Raw genomic sequence first — 24,595 nt, 5'->3', positions numbered from 1 at the left:
CTCGCTTGCGGCCGGCCCGCAGGTCAGGCGGGCCGGCCGTACGTACGAGGTCGATCAGCCCTTGACGCGGCTCTCGCCGTCCCGGGCCCGGTCGAACATCGTCTTCCAGTACGTCGCCGCCTCGAGCGACTGCGCCTGCTCCATGGACCAGGTGTCCTCGTTGGCCTCGGCCTGCTGGGCGATGTTCTTCCACAGCTCGTCCGAGGACTCCCTGGCCGCCTTGGCGACGTTCTGCCAGTTCTCCATCTGGGCCGTGGTGGCGGCCTGTTCGGCCTGCCATGCCCGCTGCGCGGCGGCGGAGTGCTCGGACACCGCCTTCCAGGCGTTCTCGGCCTCGGCCCGGGCCTTCGCGGCGTCGGCGGCGCCCTTCACGGCCTCCTCGGCCGCCACGGCCTGCTGGATCAGGAGGGACAGGGTGTGGCGCCGCAGCGTCTCGGCGTCCGCCACCCGCAGCCGGTAGCTCTCCACGTCCAGCGTTCCGGCGGACACCCAGCCGTAGCCGAAGAACTCCGCGATGTCCGCGTCCGTCGCGGCAGGCCGCAACGCCCACTGGGCCGCGACCCGTACCTGCTCACCCGGGTCGTGATCCGCGCGAGCACGCACGAAGTCCCGTTCCTGCTGCGTGACGTCCCGCTTGCGCTGCGCGTCGGCTTCCCGGGAGGCCCGGTCCCGCTTCTGCGCCTCGGCGTAACCGGTCTTGACGAACGCCGCCTGGTCGGCGGCCGTGCCCTTGAGCGCTCGCTCGGCCGCGGCGCGCACCTCGGGAGAGAACTCCTTGGTGTGCGTGGCCACCGTCCGCTCGCAAAAAGCCTTGTTCCGGGCCCGAGTCTCCCGGGTTCGCCGCTTGGCGGCGTCATAGCCGCCACCGGGCGCCAGCCATTCCGCGATCGCCTCGTCGCCACGCGTGCTGCGCAGGGCGTTCCACGCCGACGCGCGCACCTCGGCGGGCAGCCGCGACTTCGCCAGGCTGAGAACCCAATTGCGGGCGTCCTCGGCCGCCTTGGCCTTCATAGCCGCGGCATCGTCGGCCGACTGACCCGTCGGCTGATCCGCCGGGACGGCTGCCGGGACGACGGCGGGTACGACGGCCGGCGCCGGCGCGTCGGCGAAAGCCGGGGCCCCCGCCACAAGTGTGCCTCCGCCGGCCAGCATGCCGACCGTCAACGCCTGCGCGACCCACCACTGACGATTCACTTCACGCCCCCTTGAAAAAAGAAAACTTCGCTCCAGCGGTCCCACTCGCAGAAGGACAGCGCCGTACGTCACGACGCTGTCCCTCGACGGCGTTCATCCCTCGCGTCGGTGCGAGAGATGAACGGGCGGTCACTTGACCGGCTGGATCTGCCACAGCTGGGCGTCGGTCTCGTTGCAGGACCACTGCTGGGCCTTGGCGCCGTTGTCCTTCTTGGCGTCGGCGATGTCCAGGCAGCGGTCCTCGGTGTGGGTGGGACGCAGCTGGTGGAGCTTCCTGACGGGGTCGACGAGAACGATCTGCCAGCGCATCTGCTTGGCGTTGGCCACGCACGACCACTGCTGGACGACGGCGCCGGCCTTGGTGCCGCTGTCCGCCACCTCCAGGCACTTGCCGCTGGGCACGGAGCGCAGCTCGAAGGAGGAGTTCGCGACGGGGACCACGCGCCACTTCTGGGCGTCGCCGCTGTTGCACTCCCCCTGCTGGGCCTTCGCGCCGTTGTCCTTCTTGCCCTTGTCGATCTCCAGGCACTTGCCGCTGTGCGCGGCCTTGAGCGTGACGACCGTTTCCGGCATCTCCGCGCGGGCCTTGGCCTCCGCGGCGTTCGCGCGCGCGGTCTCGGCGGCGTCGGCGGCGGCAGCCGCCGCGGCACGTGCCGCCTCCTTGGCGCGGGCCTCGTCAGCGGCCTTGGCGGCCGCAGCAGCGGCGCGGGCTGCGGCGTCGGCGGCGGAGCTGTCGCCGTCGGCGTAGGCGGCGCTCGCGCCGCCCGCCAGCACGGCGAGGCTGGCACCGATGGCCAGCGTGGCTCGGACGATCCGAGACATCGTGTGATCCGTTTCTTCTCGAAAGTCAGGGGTGCCCGGTGCGGTGGGCACGGTGGTACGCATGCGGGCGCGGAGCCGGTCGCCGGGCGGCGATCGGCTCAGCGGCGTCCGGGTGCGTCAGGCGGCCTTGGCCGGCTGGAGGCGCCAGCGCTGGGCGGTGGTGCCGTTGCAGTACCACTGCTGGGCGTTCGCCCCGTCCTTGGCGCTGGCGCCGCTGATGTCCAGGCAGCGCTCAGGGGTGTGCGTGGGACGGATCTCGTACAGCTCCTTGGCGACGTCGACCATGACCAGCTTCCAGCGCTGCTGCGGCTTGCCGAGGCACCACCACTGCTGGGCGTTCGTTCCGGCCTTGGTGGCGGCGTCCTCCACTTCGAGGCACTTGCCGCTGTGCTTGGCCTGCAGCTCGAAGGTGGCGGAGCCGGCGGAGGCCGGCTCGAAGAGCTGGTTGTCCGCGCCGTCGACGCACTTCGACTGCACGGCATTGGCGCCGTTGCGGAGACTGCCGTTCGCGATGGTGAGGCACTGACCGCTGTGCTCGGCCTGCAGCTGCACGGCAGCCGCCTGGGGGGTGCTCTCGTCCGCGTGGGCGGTGGTGACGCTGCCTGCCAGCGCGGCGACACTGGCGCCGATGGCCAGCGTGGCTCGGATGATCCGAGACATCGGGGGGTTTCCGTTCTTCTTAAGGAATGGGGAGTCGGCGGGGAGCGTCAGCGCGCCAGGGGGGTTGCGAGCTTCCAGGTGGCGTCCTGGGCGAAGTTCTCGGCGGTGTTGAAACGACCGCCCTTGCCGCTCTTGTCGGCCGCGTAGAGATCGCCCCAGAAGTGGCGCAGCCACCGCCCGGGCTGGCTCGCCGACTCGAAGGACGTCCCGGAACCGGTCAGGCCCTTGCGGGGGCACCAGGTGGCGTCCTTGGCGAACTGCGCACTGGCGTCGTTGGCAGACATCCGCGCCCGGAGGTCCTTCTGCGTCAGGTAGTAGCCGGGCTTGCGGGCCGACTCGAAGGAGTAGCAGCCGGGCTTGTTGGCGAGCGCCTGCACGACAACCCAGGTGGCGTCCTCGCGGTCGGTCTGCTTGCCCTTGGCGTCGACGGGAGCGACGAAGGCCTCCCCGCCGTCCACGCTGGACTGGCGGATGTACCAGCCGGCCTGCTTGCCGCCGCTGGGCGTGAAGGACTGACGCTTGGCGTGGTACTGGCTGTCTTCCTTGAGGAAGTTCGCGACGTCCTCGTCGCTGCCGGCGAGCGCCTTCTTCGCCGTGGCCACCAGGTGGGGGTTCATCCCCGTCTTCTCCGCCGCGGCCTGGATCGCCAGTGCCCGTCGGCGGTTGGTGTCGGCGATCTTCTTGCGGCGGGCCTCGTCGTCGCGCTTGTACGCCTGCTCGGCACCGGTGTGGATGAACAGCTTCCACTGCGCCGTGTCCGCGCTCAGCACCGCCTTCTGGCCCGCGGCGTAGAGCTCGGTCTTCTGGGCCTCACCGGTGGTCAGGCGCAGCAGCTCGCGGATGAAGTTGTCGTCGCTGAGGGCGAGCATGGCCTCGGAGGGCGTGATGCCGAACAGGGCGGCGGTGTTCTTGCGGGCGGCCAGCTCCTTGCGGCGCTCGGCCTCCTCACGGTTCTTCTTCTCGAGCTCGGCGAGCTCGTTGGTGACGTCCCGCTGGTGGGCCTCACGGACACCGTTGGTGATGAACTCCTGCCAGGCGGAGGCGTCCCCCGCCAGCGCGCGGGCGGCCGCGTTCTTGACCTCCGGGCCGGAAGCGTCGTGCTTCATGACGGCGCGGATGAAGTTGTCGTCGCTGAGCCCCAGCAGGTCCGGGTTGCCCGGTATGCCCACCACGATCAGCGCCTGGGACTTGGCGAGGCGGGCGGCACGGTCGGCGTCGGCCCGCTCCTGCATCCGCTGCTTGTCGGTCTCGAAGGCCTCGCCGATGCCGGTGGTAATGAACCGCACGTGGTCCTCGGCGGCACTGCTCATCATGGCGGCCTCGGCGGCGAGCCGCACGGCCTCCCGGTCCTGGCCCTTGTCCCTGGCCTTCTGCCACAGCGCGTGGATGAAGTCGTGGTCGCTGAGGAGGAGGACCTCCGCGGTGGGGTCGAGGTCGACCTTGGACGCCGCCGCGACGCGCTCCTCCTCGCTGGTGCCGATCTGGACCGCGGGGGCGACCGCGTCCGACGGCTGGGCCACGGCGGCACCCGGTGCGGCGATGCCGGCGACCGCGGCCAGCGCGGTGGTGGTCACGATTCCGCGCGTGATGGCTCTCCGCACGCGTGCGGAGTGGGCCTGACTCTTCTTCATTCTGTTTTTGGTTACCCCTCTTGCGTCCCGCAGGCAGTTCCCCATGCGTGCGGGTTGGTCGAAGGCGAAGTCTTGAAGATTCATTGGATAGGAGTCAAACCGGACCAGTGAGATATGAGCTACATTCAGCCCCCCTTTTCACCCGCGCACCGATTTGCTATTGGCGCCGGTGGCGCGGTCGCGCGGTTTCCACACCTTGCCAGGCCGGTCGGAATGCGCCCCGACGGGCTCGCCGTGCCGGCTCCGGACCGCAATGCCATAACTCCGCGATTCCGCATTTGGACATCAAGTGGGCCACGAGCGTTATCACCGTGCCGCAGGTAAAGGGCAGTTAATGCACCGACCTCGGGGGTCGACTGGATCGGCTATCGAGCTGATATGTCATCACCCTCCATACGCAGCCAAGGCGTTGGCTGCGGCCCCGCCTCATCCAGACCGCGAAATGACCCACCCCAAGCGGACGTTGCCCTTCCCCACCACCCCCACATACACTCCCCTGACCGAGCGGTCAGACAAGTAACCGCTCGGTCAGTCGACGGACGGGAGCGGAAGCGGTGGAACGTACGACGTGCTGCGTGGTGGGCGGGGGCCCGGCCGGGATGATGCTGGGGCTGCTGCTCGCCAGAGCGGGCATCGAGGTGACCGTCCTCGAGAAGCACAAGGACTTCCTGCGGGACTTCCGCGGGGACACCGTGCATCCCTCGACGCTGCGGCTGCTCGACGAACTCGGCCTCGGGCCACGGTTCGCACGGCTGCCGACCCGCCGGCTGGACGAGGTGCGGATGCACCTCGGCGACACCGTCGTCACCGTCTCCGACCTGCGGCGCATACCGGGCCGGCACAAGTACATCGCCATGGTCCCGCAGTGGGACTTCCTCGATCTGCTCGCGGGCGCCGCCGCCGAGGAGCCCTCCTTCACCCTGCGCATGCGCACCGCGGTCACCGGTCTGCGGACCGAAGGGGGCCGGGTGACGGGCGTGCGCCATGTCGACGAGGACGGGACGACGGGTGAGCTCGCGGCCGACCTCACGGTCGCCTGCGACGGGCGGGACTCGCTGGTCCGCGAGGCGGCGGGCCTGCGCCCCGAGTACGTCGACGTGCCCATGGACGTATGGAACGTCCGTGTGCCGGCGCGGCGCGACGGTTCGCACGACGGCCGGGTCTTCATGCGCGCCCAGGGCCGGCGGTTCGCCGTCACGATGGACAGGGGCGACTACTACCAGACCTCCTACCTGATCAAGAAGGGTACGGACGCGGAGCTGCGCGCCCACGGCATCCAGTGGTTCCGCGACGACATCGGCGAACTCTTCGGCTGGGACGAGGAGATGACCGGCGCGATCCGGTCATGGGACGACGTGAAGCTGCTGGAGGTGACGATGGGCCGGCTGCGGCGCTGGTACCGGCCTGGTCTGCTGTGCATCGGGGACAGCGCGCACATCATGTCGCCGACCGGCGGGGTCGGGGTCAACCTCGCGGTGCAGGACGCCGTCGCCGCCGCCCGCGTCCTGGCCGGGCCGCTGCGCCGCGGCGCCGTCCGTACCCGGGACCTCGCGGCGGTGCAAAGGCGCCGCGAACTGCCGTCGCGCCTGATCCAGAGGGCTCAACTGGGCGAGCACGAAACCCTTTTGCGTCCCGCCCTCGACGGCGGTCTCGACCCGGACCGGCTGCCGATGTCGCTGCGGTTGATGCGGCGGATGCCGCTGCTGGCGTGTGTGACCGGGTACCTCGGCGGGGTCGGGGTGCGCCCCGAGCGGGCGCCGGCCTTCGCGCGGGCGTGAGGCGGGGCGCCGGGGCCGTACGGGGGTCAGTCCCGGCGCCGGATTCCCGCGAGGGTGAACGTCACCAGTTCCTCCGCGGCCGCGTCGAGGTCGAGGTCGGGGTGGGCGAGCCAGTGCGAGATGACGCCGTCGATCGCCCCGCCCACGGCGAGGGCCATGGTCCGGGTGTCGAAGGCGCGTAGCTGCCCGGCCTCCTGTCCTGCCGCGAGGAGGCGGGAAAGGGACTGCCAGCGGTCGTAGGTGTCGTGGGAACCGGGGGTCTTGAGCCGGGTGCCGCCCTGGTCGTCGAGCAGCATCTCGGTGATCACGCGGACGTGGCGGCGGTGGGCCTGCTGGTAGCCGATCATCGCGCGCACGTAGGCGACGACCGCTGCACACGGGTCCGTCTCGCGCTCCACGCGCTCCGCCACGTACGCGCCGAACCGCTCCAGCACATGGGTCAGCGTGGCCTGGGTGAGGTTGTCCTTGGAGGAGAAGTGGTAGAGGACGGCGGCCTTGGATATGCCCGCCTTCTCGGCGATCGCCGACAGGGACGTGGCCGGGTAGCCGCGCGTGGAGATCAGATCGATGGTGCACTCGACGATCTGCTCCCGCCGGGCCCGCTCGGTGAAGGTCAGTTTGCCGGTGTCGGCACTCCGACGAGACGCCATCGAAACGCCACCCTTTACCTCTGCGTTGCCCGCACGCGACCACTGATATTGCCGTCGGAACCGTACACCGGACCGCCCGGTCAGGGCAGCACGGCCACCCCGTCCAGCTCCACCAGGGCCTCCTCGTCCCAGAGCCGGGTGGTGCCGACGACCGCCATCGCCGGGTAGTGGCGGCCCGCCAGCCGGCGCCAGATCCGGCCCAGTTCGGGGGCGTGCGAGCGGTACGCGCCGACGTCCGTGGCGTAGACGGTGACCCGGGCCAGGTCACGGGGTTCGCCGCCGGCGGCGCGGAGGGCGGCCAGGAGGTTGCCCAGGGCCCGCTCGAACTGTTCGGGGAGGGTGCCGGGCACGATCCTGCCGCCGGCGTCGAGCGCGGTCTGGCCGGCGAGGAAGACCAGGCGGCCGCCGGTGACGGTCACGGCGTGGCTGAAGCCGGTGGGCGGGCTGAGGCCGGCGGGGTTGACGCGGCGCAACGTCATGAGCGGGGACTCCTCGGCGCGGAAGGGTCGGGGACGCTGTGCGGCTCACCGGTACGGGGCGGACCGCCCGTCCGGTAGAGCTCCTTCGCGATGATCGTGCGCTGGACCTCGGTGGCGCCTTCGTAGACGCGCGGGGCGCGGACCTCGCGGTAGAGGTGTTCGAGGAGGTGGCCGCGCTCGAGGGCGCGGGCCCCGTGGATCTGTACGGCGGCGTCGACGACGTAGTGCGCGGTCTCGGTGGCGAAGAGCTTGGCCATCGCCGAGCGCCGGGCGATGCCCCCCTCCCCCGCCTCCCCCGCCTCCCCCGCGTCGTACGCGGCGGCCGCGGCGTACACGAGCAGGGCGGCGGCCTCGGTGCGGGTGGCCATCTCGGCGAGCTGGTGGGAGACGGCCTGCAGGTCCTTCAACGGGCCGCCGAAGGCCCGGCGTTCGCCGGCGTGGGTCAGGGCCGCGTCGAGGGCCGCCCGGGCCATGCCGACCGCGAACGCGCCGACGCTCGGGCGGAAGAGGTCGAGCGTGCGCATCGCGACGCGGAAGCCGGCACCCACCTCGCCGATCACGTCGCCGGGGCCGACCGGGACGGCGTCGAAAGTGAGCGTGCCGACCGGGTGCGGCGCGAGCATGTCCAGCGGCCGGCCGCCGAGGCCGGGGCTGTCGCCGGGCACCAGGAAGGCGGTGACGCCGGCGGCTCCGGGGGCCGGTCCCGTACGGGCGAAGACGGTGTAGAGGTCGGCTTCGGGGGCGTTGGAGATCCAGCACTTCTCGCCGGTGAGGCGCCAGCCGCCTGTCGTGCGCTCGGCCCGCAGTTCCAGCGCCGCCGCGTCGGATCCCGCGCCCGGCTCACTGAGCGCGAAGGCGGCGACCGCGCGGCCGGCGACGACCTCCGGCAGCCACCGCGCGCGCTGCGGCCCGGTGCCGTACCGCAGGACGGGATAGGCGCCCAGGCCCTGGAGGGCCAGTGCCGTCTCCGCTTCCGTGCACTCCTGGGCCAGCGACTCGCGCAGCAGACACAGGTCCAGGGCGCGTACGCGGCCGCCGTCTTCCGGGCCCTGGTACGGCAGTACCCGGGCCAGCAGCCCCAGCTCTCCGAGCGCCTGGACGAGCGGCCGGTCGACACGGCCGGGGGCTCCCTCGCGGGCCAGGGGGCGCAGTTCGCGCGCGGCGAGCGCGCGCAGTTCGGCACACCACTTGCGCTGCTCCCCATCCAGTGTGAACGGTGTGGTCACCTGGCCCGCCTTCCCGCGCCCCAGCTATTGCGCTCTGTTGACTGCCGTCACCAACTCGCTACGCTGACAGTGGATCCGTGTCGCTGGCAAGACCCCCGTTCACCTCCCATTCCTCTCCCATTCCTCTCCCATTCCTCCCGGCGAGGGGGCGCATCCGCGATGGAGCTCAACCGGTCGGCGCATGCCGACACCTTCTCGCGTGACCATCTCCCGGCCCCCGGACAGTGGCCGGATCTCCGCTTCGACCTGCCGGGGTCACCGGGGCTGCGCTACCCGGACCGGCTCAACTGCGGCGCCGAGTTGCTGGACGCGACCATCGAGCGTCTGGGCTCCGCCCGGCCGGCGGTGCGGGACGGCGCCGGGAACGTGTGGTCGTACGGCGAGCTCAAGGCCAACGTCGACCGGATCGCGCACACCCTCACCACCGATCTGGGTGTCGTACCGGGCAACCGGGTGCTGCTGCGTGGCCCCACCACGCCGTGGCTGGCGGCCTGTTGGCTCGCGGTGATGAAGGCCGGCGCGGTGGCCGTGACCGTGCTGGCCGCGCAACGCCCCACCGAACTGGCCGCCGTCTGCGCGATCGCCCGGGTACGGCACGCCCTGTGCGACACCCGATCGGCCGACGATTTGATCAAGGCGGCAGTGCCACACTTACGGATTACGCTGTACGGCGGGGACGCTCCCGACGACCTTCTGCGGCGTTCGGCGAAAAAACCCACATCCTATGTGGCGTTGGACACCTCCGCCGACGACGTCGCGCTCATCGCCTTCACGTCCGGCACCACCGGACGCCCCAAGGGCTGCCTGCACTTCCACCGCGACGTCCTCGCCGTCGCCGACACCTTCTCGGCGTGCGTCCTGCGGCCGCACCCGGACGACCTCTTCGCCGGCAGCCCCCCGCTCGGCTTCACCTTCGGGCTCGGCGGACTCCTCGTCTTCCCCCTGCGCGCGGGCGCCTCGACGCTGCTGGCCGACTGGGGCGGCCCGGCGCGGCTGCTCGCCCAGGTCCAACGCCACCGCGTCAGCGTGCTGTTCACCGCGCCGACCGCCTACCGCGCCATGCTCGGGGAGCTCGGCGCGTACGACACCTCCTCGCTCCGCAGATGCGTCTCGGCGGGCGAGCACCTGCCCGCGGCCCTGTGGCACGACTGGCGGCGTGCCACAGGGCTGCGCGTCATCAACGGCATAGGCGCCACCGAGATGCTGCACATCTTCATCGCCGCGGCGGACGACGCCATCCGCCCCGGCACGACCGGCGTACCCGTCCCCGGTTACGAGGCGCGCGTCGTGGGCGCGGACGGCCAGGCCGTGCCCGACGGCGAGCCGGGGCTGCTGGCCGTGCGCGGCCCCACCGGCTGCCGCTACCTCGCCGACGACCGGCAACGCGCGTACGTGCGCGACGGCTGGAACCTGACCGGCGACACCTACGTTCGCGAGCCCGACGGCCACTTCCGCTACGTGGCCCGCGCCGACGACATGATCGTCTCGGCCGGCTGCAACATCGCCGGGCCCGAGGTCGAGGAGGCCCTGCTGCGCCACCCCGACGTCCTGGAGGCGGCCGTGGTGGGCCGCCCCGACGAGCGGCGCGGGGAGATCGTCGTCGCGCACGTGGTGCTGCGGGCCGGGGTGCCGCGCACCGGGGAAACGGTGCGGCGGCTGCGGGAGTTCACCAAAAAGGAGATCGTTCCCTACAAGTGCCCTCGCGAGATCGTGTTCCACGACGGCCTGCCCCGCACGCCCACCGGCAAACTGCAGCGATTCCGGCTGCGCGCGGGCGCTTTACAGTTTCCCCGTGACTGACCAGCAACCGCTCCATACCCCCCGGTCCCTCATCGTCACCTTCTACGGCGCGTACGGACGCGGTAGCGTCGACGCCCCGGCCGGCCCGGTGCCGATCGCGGCCCTGATCCGGCTGCTGGGCGCGGTGGGCGTGGACTCGCCCTCGGTACGGTCGGCCGTCTCCCGGCTCAAGCGGCGCGGCCTGCTCGTCGCCGACCGCACGCCCGACGGCGCCGCGGGGTACGGGCTGTCGGACGCCGCCCGGCAGCTGCTGGACGACGGCGACCGGCGCATCTACGGCCGTCCGTCGGCGCGCCCGGGCCACGGCTGGCTGCTGGCCGTCTTCTCCGTCCCCGAACAGGAGCGGCACAAGCGGCACCTGCTGCGCTCCCGGCTGGCCCGGCTGGGCTTCGGCACCGCCGCGCCCGGCGTGTGGATCGCCCCGTCCCATGTGCACGAGGAGACGCGCCATACCCTGCAGCGGCTCGGACTGGCCGACTACGTCGACCTCTTCCGCGGCAGCCACCTGGGCTTCGAGCCGACCGCCGAGGCGGTGGCCCGGTGGTGGGACCTGGAGGCCCTGGCCCGCCAGCACCGGATGTTCCTGGAGACCCACGAGGCCGTGCTGCGGCGCTGGTCGCGCCGCAAGCCGGTGCCGGCGGAGGCGGCCTACCGCGACTACCTCCTCGCGCTGGACTCCTGGCGGCGGCTGCCGTACGCCGATCCGGGCCTGCCGGCCGCGCTGCTGCCACCGGAGTGGCCGGGCGGGCGGGCGGCCCGGGTCTTCGCGGCGCTGCACACGCGGTTGCGGGACGCGGGGGCGCGGTTCGTGGCGCAGGGGCTGGCGTAGGCCGCGCGCGCCGGGGCCCGGGGCGCCGGACAGGGCTTGATCGTCACGCGCTCCGCCCCGTCGGCGGCTTGCGGCTGCCGGCCCGGTACTGGACGGGCCAGGGCGCGCCCGGACCGGTGTATCCCTGGTCCGCCGCCGCGTGGAGGGTCCAGTTCGGGTCGTACAGGTGGGGGCGTCCCAGCGCGCACAGGTCGGTGCGGCCCGCCAGGATCAGGGAGTTGACGTCGTCCCACGAGGAGATGGCGCCCACGGCGATGACCGGCACGCCCGCCTCGTGGCGGATGCGGTCCGCGAAGGGCGTCTGGTACGAGCGTCCGCGCTCGGGGCGCTCGTCGGGGACGACCTGGCCGGTGGAGACGTCGATGGCGTCGGCCCCGTGCTCCGCGAAGGCGCGGGCCATGACGACGGCGTCCTCGGCGGTGGTGCCGCCCGGCGCCCAGTCGGTGGCGGAGACGCGGACCGTCATCGGCCGCTCGGCGGGCCACACGGCCCGCACGGCGTCGAAGACTTCCAGGGGGTAGGCCAGCCGGGCCGCGAGGTCGCCGCCGTAGGCGTCCTGGCGGTGGTTGGTGAGCGGGGAGAGGAAGCTGGAGAGGAGGTAGCCGTGTGCGCAGTGCAGTTCGAGGAGGTCGAACCCGGCGCGGGCGGCGGCTTCGGCGGAGCGCGCGAACTGGCCGCGTATGGCGGTCAGTTCGGGGACGGTCAGGGCGTGCGGCGTCCGGCTGACGCCGGGCCGGTAGGGCAGCGGCGAGGGGGCCACCAGCGGCCAGCCGCCCTCGGGGAGCGGCTCGTCCATGCCGTCCCACATCAGGCGGGTGGCGCCCTTGCGGCCGGAGTGGCCGAGCTGGATGCCGATGGCGGTGCCGGGGGCCCGCTCGTGGACGAAGTCGGTGATCCGGCGCCAGGCCCTTTCGTGCCCGGGGGCGTACAGGCCCGCGCAGCCGGGGGTGATGCGGCCCCGCGCGCTGACGCAGACCATTTCCGTCATGACCAGGCCCGCGCCGCCGAGGGCGCGGGCGCCGAGGTGGACGAGGTGGAAGTCGCCGGGCGTGCCCTCGACGGCGGTGTACATGTCCATCGGGGAGACGACGACGCGGTTGCGCAGGGTCAGGCCGCGCAGCCGGAAGGGGGTGAACATCGGCGGCGTGCCGGGCGGGATGCCGGCCTCGGCCTCGACCGCGGCGACGAAGTCCGCGTCGCGCAGGCGGAGGTTGTCGTGGGTGACGCGGCGGCTGCGGGTGAGGAGGTCGAAGGCGAAGCGGCGCGGCGGCCCGCCGACGTGGAGCGCGAGGTTCTCGAACCACTCGAGGCTGGCGCGGGCCGCGCGCTGGGTGGACTCGACGACCGGCCGCCGCTCGGCCTCGTACGCCTGAAGGGCCTGGCGCACCGTGGGCGCGTCCTGGAGGTGGCCGGCGAGGGCGAGGGCGTCCTCGACGGCGAGTTTGGTGCCGGAGCCGATGGAGAAGTGGGCGGTGTGGGCGGCGTCGCCGATCAGGACCGTACGGCCGTGGGACCAGCGCTCGTTGACGACCGTGCGGAAGGCGGTCCACGTGGAGCGGTTGGAGCGCAGCGGGCGGTCGCCGAGGAGGCCGGTGAAGTACGTGCCGCACCGGTCCGCCGCGGTCTTGTCGTCGCCGCGGTCGAGGCCGGCGCGGCGCCACACCTCCTCGCGCATTTCGATGATGACGGTGCTGGCCCGGGGGCCGAAGGGGTAGGCGTGGAGCTGCATGAGGCCGTGTTCGGTCTCGGCGATCTCGAAGCGGAAGGCGTCGAGGGCGAAGTCGGCGGCGAGCCAGATGTAACGGCAGCGGTGCCGGGTGAGGGTGGGGCGGAAGTGGTCGCGGTGGCTGTCGCGGGTGCGGCTGTTGACGCCGTCGGCGGCGATGACGAGGTCGTGGGAGCGGGCCAGTGCGGCGGCGGGCGGCGCCTCGGTGGCGAACTTCAGGGTGACGCCGAGTGCGCGGCAGCGGTCGTGGAGGACCGCCAGCAACCGGTGGCGGCCGAGGGCGGCGAAGCCGTGGCCCCCGGAGCGCAGCACGGTGCCCCGGTGGGCGACGTCGATGTCGTCCCAGTGCACGAACTCGCGGCGGAGGGCGGCGTAGACGTCGGGGTCGGCGCTCTCGATGCCGCCGAGGGTCTCCGCGGAGAGGACGACGCCGAAGCCGAAGGTGTCGTCGGGGGCGTTGCGTTCCCAGAGGGTGACCTCGCGCCGGGGGGCGAGGCGCTTGAGGAGGGCGGCGGCGTAGAGCCCGCCGGGTCCGCCGCCGATGACGGCGATCCGGGTGGCCGCCGTCATCGCCCCTGCCACTTGGGGGGCCGCTTCTCGGTGAAGGCGGCGTGGAACTCGGCGTAGTCGCCGCTGTTCATCAGCAGGGCCTGGGTGGCGGCGTCCAGTTCGACGGCGGCGGCGAGCGGCATGTCGAGTTCGGCGGTGAGCAGGGCCTTGGTCTGGGCGAGGGCGAGGGCGGGGCCGTCGGCGAGACGGCGGGCGAGGGCCTGGGCGGCGGCGTGGGCCCCGCCCTCGTCGGCCAACTGGCTGATGAGGCCGATGCGTTCGGCCTCGGGGGCGCGGACGGGCTCGCCGAGCATCAGCAGCCGGGTGGCGTGGCCGAGGCCGACGACGCGGGGCAGGAGGTAGGCGGCGCCCATGTCGCCGCCGGAGAGGCCGACCTTGGTGAAGAGAAAGGCGAAGCGGGCGGTCGGGTCGGCGACGCGGAAGTCGGCGGCGAGCGCGAGCACGGCGCCGGCGCCGGCCGCGGCCCCGTGCACGGCGGCGATCACGGGGAAGGGGCACTCCCGCAGGGCCCGTACGGTCTGGCCGGTCATGCGGTTGAAGTCGAGGAGGCGGCCGGTGTCCATGGCCAGGGTCGCGCCGATGATCTCGTCGACGTCGCCGCCGGAGCAGAAGCCGCGCCCTTCGCCGCCGAGCACGAGGGCGCGCACCGAGCCGTCGCGGGCGAGTTCGGGCAGGAGGTCGCGCAGGTCGGCGTAGGCGCCGAAGGTGAGGGCGTTGAGCTTGTCGGGGCGGGCGAGGGTGACGGTGGCGACGCCGGAGTCGAGGGTCAGGCGCAGGTGCCGCCATTCCTCGGTGCGGGACGCGGAGCCGGTGAACGGACTCATGGAGCACGGCCTCCTTCAGCCGGGGGGCTGGTGCCTGCCCGGTGAAGTTATCACTGCTCCGTGACCGTCGTCACGAGTGCGCGATAGGGACGGAGGCCCTCTCGCGCACTCGTGGGGCGGGCGTGCGGCCGGCGTCTCAGTCGGCCAGGGTGGCCACCAGGACCGCCTTGATGGTGTGCATCCGGTTCTCGGCCTCGTCGAAGACGAGGGAGTGCACCGACTCGAAGACCTCGTCGGTGACCTCCAGCGAGGTCAGCCCGTGACGCTCGTAGATCTCGCGGCCGACCGTGGTGCCCAGGTCGTGGAAGGCGGGCAGGCAGTGCAGGAACTTCACGGCCGGGTTGCCGGTGGCCCGCAGCACGTCCATGGTGACGGCGTACGGGGCGAGCAGGGCGATCCGGGCGTCCCAGACCTCCTTGGCCTCGCCCATCGACACCCATACGTCGGTGGCGACGAAGTCCGCGCCGCGCACGCCCTCGGCGACGTCCTGGGTGAGGGTGATCCGGGCGCCGCTGGTCTCGGCGAGCCGGCGGGCGCGGGCCACGACCTCGGGGGTCGGCCAGAGCTCCTCGGGGGCCACGATGCGCACGTCCATGCCCAGGAGCGCGCCGGTGACGAGGTAGGAGTTGCCCATGTTGTAGCGGGCGTCGCCGAGGTAGGCGTAGGTGACGTGTTCGAGCGACTTGGCGGTGTGCTCGGTCATGGTGAGCACGTCGGCGAGCATCTGCGTGGGGTGCCACTCGTCGGTCAGGCCGTTGTAGACGGGCACGTCGGCGTAGGCGGCGAGCTCCTCGACGATGTACTGGCCGTGCCCGCGGTACTGAATGGCGTCGTACATCCGGCCGAGCACCCGCGCGGTGTCCCGGACGGACTCCTTGTGGCCGATCTGGGAGCCGTTCGGGTCGAGGTAGGTCGTGTGGGCCCCCTGGTCCGCGGCGGCGACCTCGAAGGCGCAGCGGGTGCGGGTGGAGGTCTTCTCGAAGATGAGCGCGATGTTGCGACCCTGGAGGCGGCGCTCCTCGGTGCCCGCGCGCTTGGCGGCCTTGAGCTCGGCAGCCAGCTCGATCAGGCTGTGGAACTCCTCGGCGGTGAGGTCCGTCTCCTTGAGGAAGTGCCGGCCCTTGAGGTGTGTCGCCATGGGATGGGCTCCTAGGTCATCAACAGTGCGCCAAAAATGGAAGTCTATACGACAACTTGCATCAGTATGCAGATAGGTCCTCGTGGGTCAGGCACCGGGTACCGGGTCCCGCTCGACCGGACAGCTCATGCACCGCGGACCACCCCTGCCGCGGCCCAGCTCGCTGCCGGGGATGGTGATGACCTCGATGCCGTGCTTGCGCAGGAACGTGTTGGTTGTCGCGTTCCGCTCGTAGGCAACCACCACACCCGGCTCTATGGCCAGCACATTGCACCCGTCGTCCCACTGTTCCCGCTCCGCGGCGTGAACGTCCTGCCGGGCGGTCAGCACCCGGATGGAGTCCAGGCCCAGGGCGGCGGCTATCGCCCGGTGCATGTGCTCCGGCGGGTGGTCGGTGACCTTCAGCTCGCGCTCGCCGACGCCGGGCTCGATGGTGTACGAGCGGAGCATGCCCAGCCCCGCGTACTGGGTGAACGTATCGCCGTCGACCATGGTCATCACGGTGTCCAGGTGCATGAACGCCCGCCCCTTGGGCATGTCCAGCGCCACGATCGTACGAGCCGACCCCGCCGCGAACAGCCCGCGGGCCAGCATCTCCACCGCCTGCGGCGTGGTGCGCTCGCTCATCCCGATGAGCACCGCGCCCTCGCCGATGACGAGCAGGTCGCCGCCCTCGATCGTCGACGGGTAGGCCGCCTGGCCCTCGCACCAGATGTGGAAGCCGCCCTGCGCGAAGAGCGGGTGATGGCGGTAGACGGCCTCGTAGTGCACCGTCTCGTGCCAACGGGCGGGCCAGCGCATGGCGTTGATGGACACCCCGTCGTAGATCCAGGCGGAGGTGTCCCGGGTGAAGAGATGGTTGGGCAGCGGGTTGAGCAGGAAGTCGTCCTGCTCCATGACGTGGAAGCGGACGGAGACCGGCTCGGCGTGCCGGGCGAGGAACTCGCGCTTGGTCATCCCGCCGACGAGCCAGGACGTCAGCTCCGGCACCGGCATCCCGTCGAAGGCGGCCCGCAGGTGGTCGGTGGCCAGCGGGCCGTACTCCTTCTCGTCGAAGACCCGGTCCAGGACGAGCGCCCGGGCGACGGGGTCGCGCAGGCTCTCCTCCAGCAGGTCCTGGAAGAGGTGCACCTCCACCCCGCGCTCGCGCAGCACGTCGGCGAAGCCGTCGTGCTCGGCGCGGGCGCGGCGCACCCAGAGCACGTCGTCGAAGAGCAGGGCGTCCTTGTTGGACGGTGTGAGCCGCTTCAGCTCCAGGTCGGGGCGGTGCAGGATGACGCGGCGCAGCCGCCCGGCCTCGGAATCGACATGGAATCCCATCTTCCCATCCTGACCTGAACGTGCCGTGATCACTCGGCACGCGGGGCACGGAGTGCCGCCGCGTGCCGGGTGCCGGCGCCGGACGGGGCCCGCTACAGGCGCGGGTCCACCGGCTCGGACTCCAGGGCGAGCACCGCGAAAACCGCCTCGTGGACCCGCCACAGCGGCTCCCCGGCCGCCAGCCGGTCCAGCGCCTCCAGCCCGAGCGCGTACTCGCGCAGGGCCAGGGAGCGCTTGTGGCCGAGGTGGCGTATGCGCAGCCGTTCGAGGTTCTCCGGGCGGGTGTACTCGGGGCCGTAGATGATGCGCAGGTACTCCCGGCCGCGGCATTTCACGCCGGGCTGCACGAGCCTGCCGTCCGCCCCGCGGACGTACGCCGCGAGCGGCTTGACGACCATGCCCTCGCCGCCCGCCCCGGTCAGCTCCAGCCACCACCGGGTGCCCGCGGCGAGCGAGTCCTCGTCCTCGGTGTCGACGACCAGGCGGCGGGTGGGGGTGATCAGCCCTGCGGAGCCGTCCTGGGGGCGGTCCGCCTCCACGAGCCGGTCGATCAGCGCCAGCTGCTCGTCGTGCGGGAGCGTGGCGAGGCTGCGGCCCTGGGCGGCCAGGATCTGGAACGGTGCCAGCCGGATGCCCTCCAGCCCGTCCCCCGCGGTGTCCACCGGCCAGCAGTAGCGCCCGTAGGCCCGGGTGAAGGCGGCGGCGTCCTCGGCGCGCTCGCGCTGGCGGCCGAGCAGGCCGGAGACGTCCACGCCACGCGCGGCGGCCGCCTCCAGGGCGGCGAGGGCCCCGGGAAAGGCCGTGCGGGAGGCGGCGCCGACGGCCGCGTACTGGTGGCGCAGCAGCCCGGCCGCCTTGAGCGACCAGGGCATCAGCTCGGCGTCCAGCAGCAGCCAGTCCGTGTCGAGGTCCGCCCACAGGCCGGCGCCCGTGACGGCGTCGCCCAGCCGGCCGAGCACGCGCCCGGCCAGGCCGGCGTCCTCGAAGAACGGCCGGCCCGTACGGGTGTACACCGCCCCCGGCAGGCCCTCCCCGGTGCGGAAGCGCTCGCGCGCCACCTCCGCGTCCCGGCACAGCAGGACCACGGCGCGCGAGCCCATGTGCTTCTCCTGGCAGATCACCTGGCGCACCCCCGCCGCGCGGTAGGCGGCGAAGGCCTCCGCCGGGTGCTCCAGATAGCCCTCCTCCTTCGAGGTGGCGCAGGGGGCCATGGTGGGCGGGAGGTGGAGGAGCTGGTGGGGGTCGACGGCGAAGCGGCTCATGACCTCCAGGGCCGCCGCGGCGTTCTCCTCCTTGACCGCCACCCGGCCCAGGTGGCGGGTTTCCACGACGCGGCGCCCGGTGACGTCGGCGAGGTCGAGCGGGCGGCCGTCGGCCCCGCCGGGCGCCTCGGCCACCAGCGGCTTGACGGGCTCGTACCAGACCCGCTCGGCGGGTACGTCCACGAGCTCGCGCTCGGGCCAGCGCAGGGCGGTCAGCCTGCCGCCGAAGACGGCGCCGGTGTCCAGGCAGATGGTGTTGTTGAGCCAGGTCGCCGTCGGGGTGGGGGTGTGGCCGTAGACCACGGCGGCGCGGCCCCGGTAGTCCTCCGCCCAGGGGTAGCGCACGGGCAGCCCGAACTCGTCGGTCTCGCCGGTCGTGTCGCCGTACAGCGCGTGCGAACGGACCCGGCCGGAGGTGCGGCCGTGGTACTTCTCCGGCAGCCCCGCGTGGCAGACGACCAGGGAGCCGCCGTCGAGGACGTAATGGCTGACGAGCGACGCGATGAACTCCCGCGCCTTCTCACGGAACTCCGGATCCCGCTCCGCCTCGCGCTCCAGCTGCTCGACGGTCTCGGCGAGGCCGTGCGCGACGTTGACCTGCCGTCCTCCCAGGAAGCGGCCCAGCTTGTTCTCGTGGTTGCCGGGGACGCACAGGGCGTGCCCGGCGGCGACCATGCCCATGACCAGGCGCAGCACGCCGGGGCTGTCGGGCCCACGGTCGACGAGGTCGCCGACGAAGACGGCGGTGCGCCCCTCGGGGTGTGCCGCGTCCACCGGGCGTCCGGTCCCGTCACGGACGAGGGCGTAGCCCAGGGCGGTGAGCAGGCTCTCCAGTTCGGAGCGGCAGCCGTGGATGTCACCGACGATGTCGAAGGGGCCGGTGAGGTGCCGCAGGTCGTTGAACCGCCGCTCCCGGACCACCTCGGCCGCCGCCACCTGTTCGGCGCCGCGCAGGACGTGCACCTTGCGGAAGCCCTCACGCTCCAGCTGGCGCAGGGAGCGGCGCAGTTCGCGCTGGTGGCGCTGGATGACGCGGCGGGCGAGGCCGGACCGGTCGGGGCGGGCCGCGTTGCGCTCGGCGCAGACGTTCTCGGGCACGTCGAGGACGATCGCGACGGGCAGCACGTCGTGCTCGCGGGCCAGCCGCACGAGCTGCTTGCGGGGCTCGGACTGGACATTGGTGGCGTCGACGACGGTCAGCCGCCCGGCCGCGAGCCGCTTGCCGACGATGTAGTGCAGGACGTCGAAGGCGTCCTTGCTGGCGCGCTGGTCGTTCTCGTCGTCGCTGACCAGGCCGCGGCAGACGTCGGAGGAGACGGTCTCGGTGGGCTTGAAGTGGCGTGCGGCGAAGGTGGACTTGCCGGAGCCGGTGGCGCCGACGAGGACCACGAGGGACAGGTCGGGTACGCCGAGGGGGATGCTCGTCGTGGTCATACGGCCTCCGCCTCCTTCGGGGTCTCGGTCGGGCTGCTGTGCTGATCGTGGGCCGGCGCGGTACGCGGGGCACCGGCGCGGTGCGTGGCGGCGTCAGCGGGGTTCTTGTGGAAGACGGCCATCTGTGTGGGCGGCCCCACCTCGGGGTCGTCCGGGCCTATCGGTTCGAACTCCACCGCGTAGCCGTGCCGCTCCGCCACCTTCGCCGCCCAGGCGCGGAACTCCTCGCGGCTCCACTCGAAGCGGTGGTCCGCGTGGCGCGCCTGCCCGGCGGGCAGGGATTCCCAGCGGACGTTGTACTCCACGTTGGGGGTGGTCACGACGACCGTGGCCGGGCGGGCCGCGCCGAAGACCGCGTGCTCGAGCGCGGGCAGCCGGGGCGGGTCGACATGCTCGACGACCTCGCTGAGCACGGCCGCGTCGTAGCCGGCGAGCCGCCGGTCGGTGTAGGCGAGCGAGCCCTGCGTCAGGGTCACCCGGGCGGCCAGCCGCTCCGGCATCTGGTCCAGGCGCAGCCGCCGCGAAGCCTCCTTCAGCGCGCGCACCGACACGTCCACGCCCACGATCTCGGTGAAGCGCACGTCCTTGAGCAGCTCCCCCACCAGCTGCCCCTGGCCGCACCCCAGGTCGAGCACGCGCGCCGCCCCGGCCCGGCGCAGCGCGCCGATGATCGCCTCGCGGCGCCGCACGGCCAGCGGCACGGACGGCCGCGCGCCCAGCGCGTCCCCCTCGGCCCCCTCCTTCTCGTCCTTCTCGTCCTTCTCGTCCACCGCGTTGTCGAGCTCCTCCGCCTCGGTGTCGTCGGCTTCGGCGAGGCGGGCGAGGGCGAGACGCTCCAGCGCGTCACGGGTGAGGGACCAGCGGCCGGCGAGGTAGCGGTTGGTGATGAGGCGCTGTTCGGGGTGGCTCTCCAGCCAGCCCTCGCCGGAGCGCAGCAGCTTCTCGACCTCGTCCGGCGCCACCCAGTAGTGCTTGCCGTCGTCGAGCACGGGCAGCAGCACATACAGATGGCGCAGGGCGTCGGCCAGGCGCAGCTCGCCCTCCAGCACCAGGGAGACATAGCGCGAGGCGCCCCACTCGGGGAACCGCTCGTCGAGCTCCACCGGCCGGGCGGTGACCGTCCAGCCCAGCGGTGCGAAGAGCCGCTCCACCAGGGCCGCACCACCCCGGGCCGGCAGGACGGGCACCTCGATGCGCAACGGCCAGCTCTGATCGGGGAGTTCGGGCCGGGCCGCGCACTGGCCCTTGACGGCGCTGGAGAAGACGCCCGCGATGGCCACGGCCAGCAGCGAGGACGCCGCGTAGGGCCGGTCGTTGACGTACTGCGCCAGGGCCGAGTCGGGTGCGCCACCGCGCCCCTTGTCCTTGCCACGCCGGACCAGCGCCACGGCGTCGACCTCGAGCAGCAGCGCCACCGTGCAGCGCTCCGCGCTCGCCTCGGGGTAGAGGACGTGAGCGGTGCCATGGGAGGTGGAGAACCGCTGCGCCTTGTCCGGGTGCTTGTGCAGCAGGAATCCGAGGTCGGTCGCGGGGCGACCGGGAGCGCCGGAGGTACTGATCGTCAGGAACACACGGCCGATTATCCCGGCATGACCGGCCCGTCTCCTATGGGTTTTCCAGGTACGCGGCGAGTTCGGCGATCCGCTCCGGCCCGACGCGACAGCAGCCGCCGACGAGCCGGGCCCCGGCCTCCCGCCAGCCGCCGACGCGCGCGGGGTCGAACGTGGGCCGCCCCCGCCAGTCCCGTGCCCGCGCATCCCACCCCTCCCCACTGTTCGGATAGACCACCACCGGCTTGCCCGTCACCCGGGCCGCGATCCGCACGGCCCGATCCGCCTCGGCCGGCTCGCAGCAGTTGACGCCCACGGCGACGACCTGGTCGTTCCCCTCGGCCACCGCGAAGGCCTCCACGAGCGGCTGCCCGGCCCGGGTGGAACCGCCGGCCACGCTGTACGACAGCCAGACCGGCACCCCGCAGCCGCGCACCGCCGCGAGCAGCGCCCGGGCCTCGTCCACGTCCGGGACGGTCTCCAGCGCGAGCACATCCGGCCCGGCTTCGGCCAACACCTCGATCCGCGGCCGGTGGAACCGCTCCAGCTCCGCCACGCTCAGGCCATACCGCCCCCGGTACTCGCTGCCGTCCGCGAGCATCGCCCCGTAGGGCCCGACGGACGCGGCCACCCAGACCTCCCGCTCCGCCCGCCCGGCCGCCCGGCGCGCCAGCTCCACGCTCCGCCCCAGCAGCACCGCCGCCTCCCGGTGCCCGAGCCCACGCCGGGCGAAGCCCTCGAAGGTGGCCTGGTAGCTGGAGGTGATGAGCACGCGTGCCCCGGCCCGGAGATACGCCGTGTGCGCCGCCTCGATCTGTTCGGGCGCGTCGGCGAGCAGCCGGGCCGACCACAGCTCGTCGGACAGGTCACAGCCCTGCGCCTGGAGTTGATTGGACAACCCGCCGTCCAGGACGAGCGGCCCGCGCGCGAGGGCCTCGGCGAGGGGTGTGGCGGGGCGTGTAGTGGGGGCCATCGGGGTCCTTCGCGGTGTCCTCGTTCGGGCCGGCGGTCGCCTCGGCGGCCGTCGATCCCCCATCCTGCCCCCTCGGCTCCGCCCTTTCGAACACCCGGTCAACGCACCCGCACCCGCACGGTCCGGCTCACTCCTGCCGGGTGAAATTCCCTGGCCCCCACGGGCCGGCACGGGATCCGCCAGTGTCCGGCACGCCCGGTGATCGTTGGCTCGGGCGGAGCCGGACCGCCCGGCCCGCGCACCGGTGTCCGCTGCCGGAGGCGACGATCGCAACGCCGCCCGCCCCCATCGGGAGGGCGAGGGCCGAGGAGGCCACCATGACCCAGGAAGCCGTGCCCGACGAGGCAGTGCCCACCCAGGCCGCTTCCCAGCAGCAGGGCGCACCCAAGGGCCTGCTGCAGCAGATGGAGGAGCTGATGGCGGCGCTCAACGCCGATCTGACGCAGCTCGACGCCGACCTTCAGTCGTCGGAGCGGCCGACGCCGGCCCGGCAGCCCGGCCCGGCCGAACGGACCGGGGACCAGGGCGGCGCCGGCACCCACTGACCTCCACCTGACGGGCGCGCACGCGCCCGCGCTCAGCGCCTTCCTCATGCGGCACCTCCCCGCTCACGCAGGGCGAGCCGTCTGAGCAGTCCGCCTATCCGGTCCGTCGTCTCGTCGGCGGCGTCGATCCCTTCGATGCACTGCCAGTACAGGGCATCCTCCTCGCAGGCGCAGGCCACGCCCACCAGGGCTATGCCCACCTCGCCGAGGAGCTCGGCGAGGCAGGTCAGCACCGTCCAGGCGTCGCGCACTTCGGTGAGCTGCGCCGCCCGTAAGCCTCCGGCGCGCGACGCCGTCCGGCGCAGCCCGCCGGAGGCCCGGCAGCCGGCCTCGCTCAGACCCCGGGCCGCCGCGCGCGCCTCGAAGGGCCCCTGGACCGCGAGACGACTGCCGACGGCTTCCGCCAGGGCCTGCGCCTGCCACGCCTCGACGACGATGTCCTGAACCGTCCTGGCCTGCGCCAGGGCGTGCCTCGTGGCCTCGATCAGCCGCGCTGCCTCCATGACCGTTCCCCCATATTTCCCGTCCGCCCGCTCTCACTACCCAGAGTGATGACTAACCGCCGGAAAAGCCAGGGGAATTCAGAAATCTGTGGATACCAGATGCGGTGTGGATATCCCCATCACTCCGGAGAGTGACCATCCCCCTGATCCATGGCCCCGCCGCCCGGTCGGCCAGGTGCCGGAAATCGCCGCTCATTTCGGTCGATCTTCGCCGACAGCGCCGCCAGAGCGTCGATCCCCAGCACCTCGCAGAACTGCAGCAGGTACGCCAGGACGTCCGCGACCTCGTCCTGGACCCGGTGCGCCGTCTCGGGCGCCTCCATCACCCGCGCCGACTGCTCGGGCGTCAGCCACTGGAAGATCTCCACCAGTTCGGACGCCTCGACGCTCAGCGCCGAGGCCAGGTTCTTGGGGGTGTGGAAGGGCTGCCAGTCGCGCGCCGCCGCGAACGCGGCCAGGCGCCGCTGGAGCGCCTGGAGATCGAGGGGCTGCTCGGGAAGTTGATGCCGGTGATGTCCGCTCACGTCCCCAGGTCTACCACCGACGCCCCTGGCACCTCCTCCGCCACCTCCCCCGTCGCACCCCGCACCGTTCCCACCAGCCTGATGTGCCCCCGCTCGCACATCCGCGCCGCCAGCCCCAGCAGTTCCCGCGACTGCCGCGGATCGAGGCACCGGTCGAGGCCGTCCGCCAGGACGGTCAGCACCTGCCGCGCCGGCAGCACCTCGGCGGCCTGGTCCATCGCCAGCACCCCCGGCCCCGTCAGCAGCACCAGGCTCAGCGCCATATACCGCAGCTCCCCGTCCCCCAGCCGTTCCAGGGGCGTCGCCGACCCCGACCGCCGCGCCAGCACCGCCCGTACGAAGCCGCCGTCCAGGCCCTGCACCGTGACCCCCTCGACCTCGCCCCGGCACCCGGCGCCGGCCGCCGTGACCAGGGCCGCGTGACGCGTGACGCATTCGTTGCGGGTGCGGGCCAGCACCGCGGCAACGTTGTCGCACGCGCCGCGCAGCAGCCCGTCACGTGCGGCCACCGGGGCGCGCATCAGCTCCGGCCGCGGGTCGCAGGGGAAGACGGAGCGCAGGGCGACCACGACCTGTTCGGCCGCGTCCAGGACCATCCGCTGTCCGGCCGTCTTGCCCGCGACGCGCAGCGGCAGCAGCGCGGTGCCCAGCCGGTCGTCGGGCAGCGGGGCCCTGGTGACGGGCACCGATCCCGCCGTGTGCCAGGCCGCCTCGACCCTGGGCAGGCCCGGATCGCGCAGGGCGGTGGAGAGCAGCGTCCGCCCGGAACCGGTCAGCCGTTCGCCGACGACGCGCACTTCGGGCTCCGCCTGCACGGCCACGTCCAGCCGGACCGGCCCCGCCGGCCCCTCCACCGTGCAGCCGATGCGGAAGCCGCGCCGCCCCTGCCCGTCGGGCCTGGCGCCCTGCGGTACGCACGCGCCGGCGCCGCCCGCCACGGGGGCGAGCGCCTCGTCGAGGGTGTCGCCTCCCGCGAGCCGCGCGAGGGCCTCGTACGCCTGGAGGGCGCTGGACTTGCCGCTGCCGCTCGGCCCCCGGAACAAGGTCAGCGGACCGAGCGGGAAGACGGCGTTGCGGTGCGATTTGAAGGCGGAAAGCCGCAGTTCGGTGACGGCCGGGCGCTGAAGCTGGGTGGCTGCGTCCATGCCGGGACCGTA

General features: G+C 72.9%; 21 protein-coding genes. 4 read left to right on the top strand and 17 right to left on the bottom strand.

All coding sequences use genetic code 11. The features are described from left to right. Nucleotides 1–54: 54 nt before the first annotated feature. The 4 genes from ABZ956_RS11600 to ABZ956_RS11585 form a co-directional block, all read right to left on the bottom strand. Complete coding sequence (locus ABZ956_RS11600; RefSeq protein WP_361890614.1) at nucleotides 55–1,194, bottom strand: hypothetical protein; 1,140 nt, start codon at nucleotides 1,192–1,194, stop codon at nucleotides 55–57. 129 nt (nucleotides 1,195–1,323) lie between these two features. Further along, nucleotides 1,324–2,016, bottom strand: coding sequence for an RICIN domain-containing protein (locus tag ABZ956_RS11595; protein ID WP_361890611.1), 693 nt, complete (start codon nucleotides 2,014–2,016; stop codon nucleotides 1,324–1,326). Between the two features lie 117 nt (nucleotides 2,017–2,133). Then, entirely contained in the window at nucleotides 2,134–2,676 is a 543-nt protein-coding gene (locus ABZ956_RS11590) for an RICIN domain-containing protein (RefSeq protein WP_361890608.1), read from the bottom strand. 47 nt (nucleotides 2,677–2,723) lie between these two features. Further along, complete coding sequence (locus ABZ956_RS11585) at nucleotides 2,724–4,307, bottom strand: AbfB domain-containing protein (protein ID WP_361890605.1); 1,584 nt, start codon at nucleotides 4,305–4,307, stop codon at nucleotides 2,724–2,726. A gap of 554 nt (nucleotides 4,308–4,861) precedes the next feature. Between ABZ956_RS11585 and ABZ956_RS11580 the strand changes: the two genes are divergently transcribed. Further along, the gene (locus ABZ956_RS11580; protein ID WP_361890602.1) at nucleotides 4,862–6,085 is read left to right on the top strand and encodes an FAD-dependent oxidoreductase; all 1,224 of its coding nucleotides are present in this window, start codon (nucleotides 4,862–4,864) and stop codon (nucleotides 6,083–6,085) included. A 26-nt stretch (nucleotides 6,086–6,111) separates the two neighbouring features. Here ABZ956_RS11580 and ABZ956_RS11575 read toward each other — a convergent pair whose 3' ends face one another. The 3 genes from ABZ956_RS11575 to ABZ956_RS11565 form a co-directional block, all read right to left on the bottom strand. Next, nucleotides 6,112–6,735 (bottom strand): TetR/AcrR family transcriptional regulator, encoded by a 624-nt coding sequence (locus ABZ956_RS11575; RefSeq protein WP_361890599.1) that lies wholly within the window; start codon nucleotides 6,733–6,735, stop codon nucleotides 6,112–6,114. Nucleotides 6,736–6,815: 80 nt separating this feature from the next. Next, nucleotides 6,816–7,214, bottom strand: a complete 399-nt coding sequence (locus ABZ956_RS11570; RefSeq protein WP_361890597.1) for a RidA family protein — start codon at nucleotides 7,212–7,214, stop codon at nucleotides 6,816–6,818. Continuing rightward, nucleotides 7,211–8,440 (bottom strand): acyl-CoA dehydrogenase family protein, encoded by a 1,230-nt coding sequence (locus tag ABZ956_RS11565; protein ID WP_361890594.1) that lies wholly within the window; start codon nucleotides 8,438–8,440, stop codon nucleotides 7,211–7,213. Before ABZ956_RS11565 ends, ABZ956_RS11570 begins: the two co-directional genes overlap by 4 nt. A 159-nt stretch (nucleotides 8,441–8,599) precedes the next feature. On the opposite strand from ABZ956_RS11565, the gene ABZ956_RS11560 reads away from it, so the two are divergent. Next, a complete protein-coding gene (locus tag ABZ956_RS11560) occupies nucleotides 8,600–10,240 on the top strand; it encodes an AMP-binding protein (RefSeq protein ID WP_361890592.1) in 1,641 nt (546 codons plus the stop codon). Further along, nucleotides 10,233–11,069, top strand: coding sequence for a PaaX family transcriptional regulator C-terminal domain-containing protein (locus ABZ956_RS11555; protein WP_361890590.1), 837 nt, complete (start codon nucleotides 10,233–10,235; stop codon nucleotides 11,067–11,069). The genes ABZ956_RS11560 and ABZ956_RS11555 overlap by 8 nt, the downstream gene beginning before the upstream one ends. A 43-nt stretch (nucleotides 11,070–11,112) precedes the next feature. On the opposite strand, the gene ABZ956_RS11550 is transcribed toward ABZ956_RS11555, so the two are convergent. The 7 genes from ABZ956_RS11550 to mmuM all read right to left on the bottom strand — a co-directional run bounded on the left by ABZ956_RS11550 (nucleotide 11,113) and on the right by mmuM (nucleotide 21,866). After that, nucleotides 11,113–13,365: a bifunctional salicylyl-CoA 5-hydroxylase/oxidoreductase gene (locus tag ABZ956_RS11550; RefSeq protein ID WP_361891426.1), complete on the bottom strand. Its 2,253-nt coding sequence runs from the start codon at nucleotides 13,363–13,365 to the stop codon at nucleotides 11,113–11,115. Next, nucleotides 13,362–14,189, bottom strand: a complete 828-nt coding sequence (locus ABZ956_RS11545) for an enoyl-CoA hydratase family protein (RefSeq protein ID WP_361890587.1) — start codon at nucleotides 14,187–14,189, stop codon at nucleotides 13,362–13,364. The genes ABZ956_RS11550 and ABZ956_RS11545 overlap by 4 nt, the downstream gene beginning before the upstream one ends. Before the next feature lie 136 nt (nucleotides 14,190–14,325). Continuing rightward, nucleotides 14,326–15,327, bottom strand: coding sequence for an ornithine carbamoyltransferase (gene argF / locus ABZ956_RS11540; RefSeq protein ID WP_361890584.1), 1,002 nt, complete (start codon nucleotides 15,325–15,327; stop codon nucleotides 14,326–14,328). A gap of 87 nt (nucleotides 15,328–15,414) precedes the next feature. Further along, complete coding sequence (locus tag ABZ956_RS11535) at nucleotides 15,415–16,647, bottom strand: arginine deiminase (RefSeq protein WP_361890581.1); 1,233 nt, start codon at nucleotides 16,645–16,647, stop codon at nucleotides 15,415–15,417. Nucleotides 16,648–16,739: 92 nt separating this feature from the next. Then, on the bottom strand, nucleotides 16,740–19,343 hold the full coding sequence (locus tag ABZ956_RS11530) for a polynucleotide kinase-phosphatase (protein WP_361890579.1): 2,604 nt from the start codon (nucleotides 19,341–19,343) through the stop codon (nucleotides 16,740–16,742). Further along, a complete protein-coding gene (locus tag ABZ956_RS11525; RefSeq protein WP_361890576.1) occupies nucleotides 19,340–20,914 on the bottom strand; it encodes a 3' terminal RNA ribose 2'-O-methyltransferase Hen1 in 1,575 nt (524 codons plus the stop codon). The genes ABZ956_RS11530 and ABZ956_RS11525 overlap by 4 nt, the downstream gene beginning before the upstream one ends. Nucleotides 20,915–20,948: 34 nt before the next feature. Next, entirely contained in the window at nucleotides 20,949–21,866 is a 918-nt protein-coding gene (gene mmuM, locus ABZ956_RS11520) for a homocysteine S-methyltransferase (RefSeq protein WP_361890573.1), read from the bottom strand. Nucleotides 21,867–22,183: 317 nt separating this feature from the next. On the opposite strand from mmuM, the gene ABZ956_RS11515 reads away from it, so the two are divergent. Continuing rightward, nucleotides 22,184–22,411, top strand: a complete 228-nt coding sequence (locus ABZ956_RS11515) for a hypothetical protein (protein ID WP_361890570.1) — start codon at nucleotides 22,184–22,186, stop codon at nucleotides 22,409–22,411. A gap of 44 nt (nucleotides 22,412–22,455) precedes the next feature. On the opposite strand, the gene ABZ956_RS11510 is transcribed toward ABZ956_RS11515, so the two are convergent. The 3 genes from ABZ956_RS11510 to ABZ956_RS11500 form a co-directional block, all read right to left on the bottom strand. After that, nucleotides 22,456–22,914, bottom strand: a complete 459-nt coding sequence (locus tag ABZ956_RS11510) for a DUF6099 family protein (protein WP_361890567.1) — start codon at nucleotides 22,912–22,914, stop codon at nucleotides 22,456–22,458. Between the two features lie 119 nt (nucleotides 22,915–23,033). Beyond that, on the bottom strand, nucleotides 23,034–23,438 hold the full coding sequence (locus ABZ956_RS11505) for a nucleotide pyrophosphohydrolase (protein ID WP_361890564.1): 405 nt from the start codon (nucleotides 23,436–23,438) through the stop codon (nucleotides 23,034–23,036). Continuing rightward, the gene (locus ABZ956_RS11500) at nucleotides 23,435–24,583 is read right to left on the bottom strand and encodes an ATP-binding protein (protein ID WP_361890562.1); all 1,149 of its coding nucleotides are present in this window, start codon (nucleotides 24,581–24,583) and stop codon (nucleotides 23,435–23,437) included. Before ABZ956_RS11500 ends, ABZ956_RS11505 begins: the two co-directional genes overlap by 4 nt. Between the last annotated feature and the right edge of the window lie 12 nt (nucleotides 24,584–24,595).

Origin of the sequence: Streptomyces sp. NPDC046261 (assembly GCF_040646235.1) — a bacterium.
Lineage (GTDB): Bacteria > Actinomycetota > Actinomycetes > Streptomycetales > Streptomycetaceae > Streptomyces.
The sequence above is the reverse complement of the archived record's forward strand: the minus strand, read 5'-3'. Positions and strand labels throughout refer to the sequence as shown.

Bases quoted from the DNA above. Each gene is read 5' to 3' on its own strand.
- ABZ956_RS11535 (WP_361890581.1), bottom strand. From the start codon at position 16,647: ATGGGATTCCATGTCGATTCCGAGGCCGGGCGGCTGCGCCGCGTCATC.
- mmuM (WP_361890573.1), bottom strand. From the start codon at position 21,866: ATGGCCCCCACTACACGCCCCGCCACACCCCTCGCCGAGGCCCTCGCG.
- ABZ956_RS11595 (WP_361890611.1), bottom strand. From the start codon at position 2,016: ATGTCTCGGATCGTCCGAGCCACGCTGGCCATCGGTGCCAGCCTCGCC.
- ABZ956_RS11545 (WP_361890587.1), bottom strand. From the start codon at position 14,189: ATGAGTCCGTTCACCGGCTCCGCGTCCCGCACCGAGGAATGGCGGCAC.
- ABZ956_RS11585 (WP_361890605.1), bottom strand. From the start codon at position 4,307: ATGAAGAAGAGTCAGGCCCACTCCGCACGCGTGCGGAGAGCCATCACG.
- ABZ956_RS11560 (WP_361890592.1), top strand. From the start codon at position 8,600: ATGGAGCTCAACCGGTCGGCGCATGCCGACACCTTCTCGCGTGACCAT.
- ABZ956_RS11530 (WP_361890579.1), bottom strand. From the start codon at position 19,343: ATGACCACGACGAGCATCCCCCTCGGCGTACCCGACCTGTCCCTCGTG.
- ABZ956_RS11575 (WP_361890599.1), bottom strand. From the start codon at position 6,735: ATGGCGTCTCGTCGGAGTGCCGACACCGGCAAACTGACCTTCACCGAG.
- argF (WP_361890584.1), bottom strand. From the start codon at position 15,327: ATGGCGACACACCTCAAGGGCCGGCACTTCCTCAAGGAGACGGACCTC.
- ABZ956_RS11515 (WP_361890570.1), top strand. From the start codon at position 22,184: ATGACCCAGGAAGCCGTGCCCGACGAGGCAGTGCCCACCCAGGCCGCT.
- ABZ956_RS11500 (WP_361890562.1), bottom strand. From the start codon at position 24,583: ATGGACGCAGCCACCCAGCTTCAGCGCCCGGCCGTCACCGAACTGCGG.
- ABZ956_RS11590 (WP_361890608.1), bottom strand. From the start codon at position 2,676: ATGTCTCGGATCATCCGAGCCACGCTGGCCATCGGCGCCAGTGTCGCC.
- ABZ956_RS11510 (WP_361890567.1), bottom strand. From the start codon at position 22,914: ATGGAGGCAGCGCGGCTGATCGAGGCCACGAGGCACGCCCTGGCGCAG.
- ABZ956_RS11570 (WP_361890597.1), bottom strand. From the start codon at position 7,214: ATGACGTTGCGCCGCGTCAACCCCGCCGGCCTCAGCCCGCCCACCGGC.
- ABZ956_RS11550 (WP_361891426.1), bottom strand. From the start codon at position 13,365: ATGACGGCGGCCACCCGGATCGCCGTCATCGGCGGCGGACCCGGCGGG.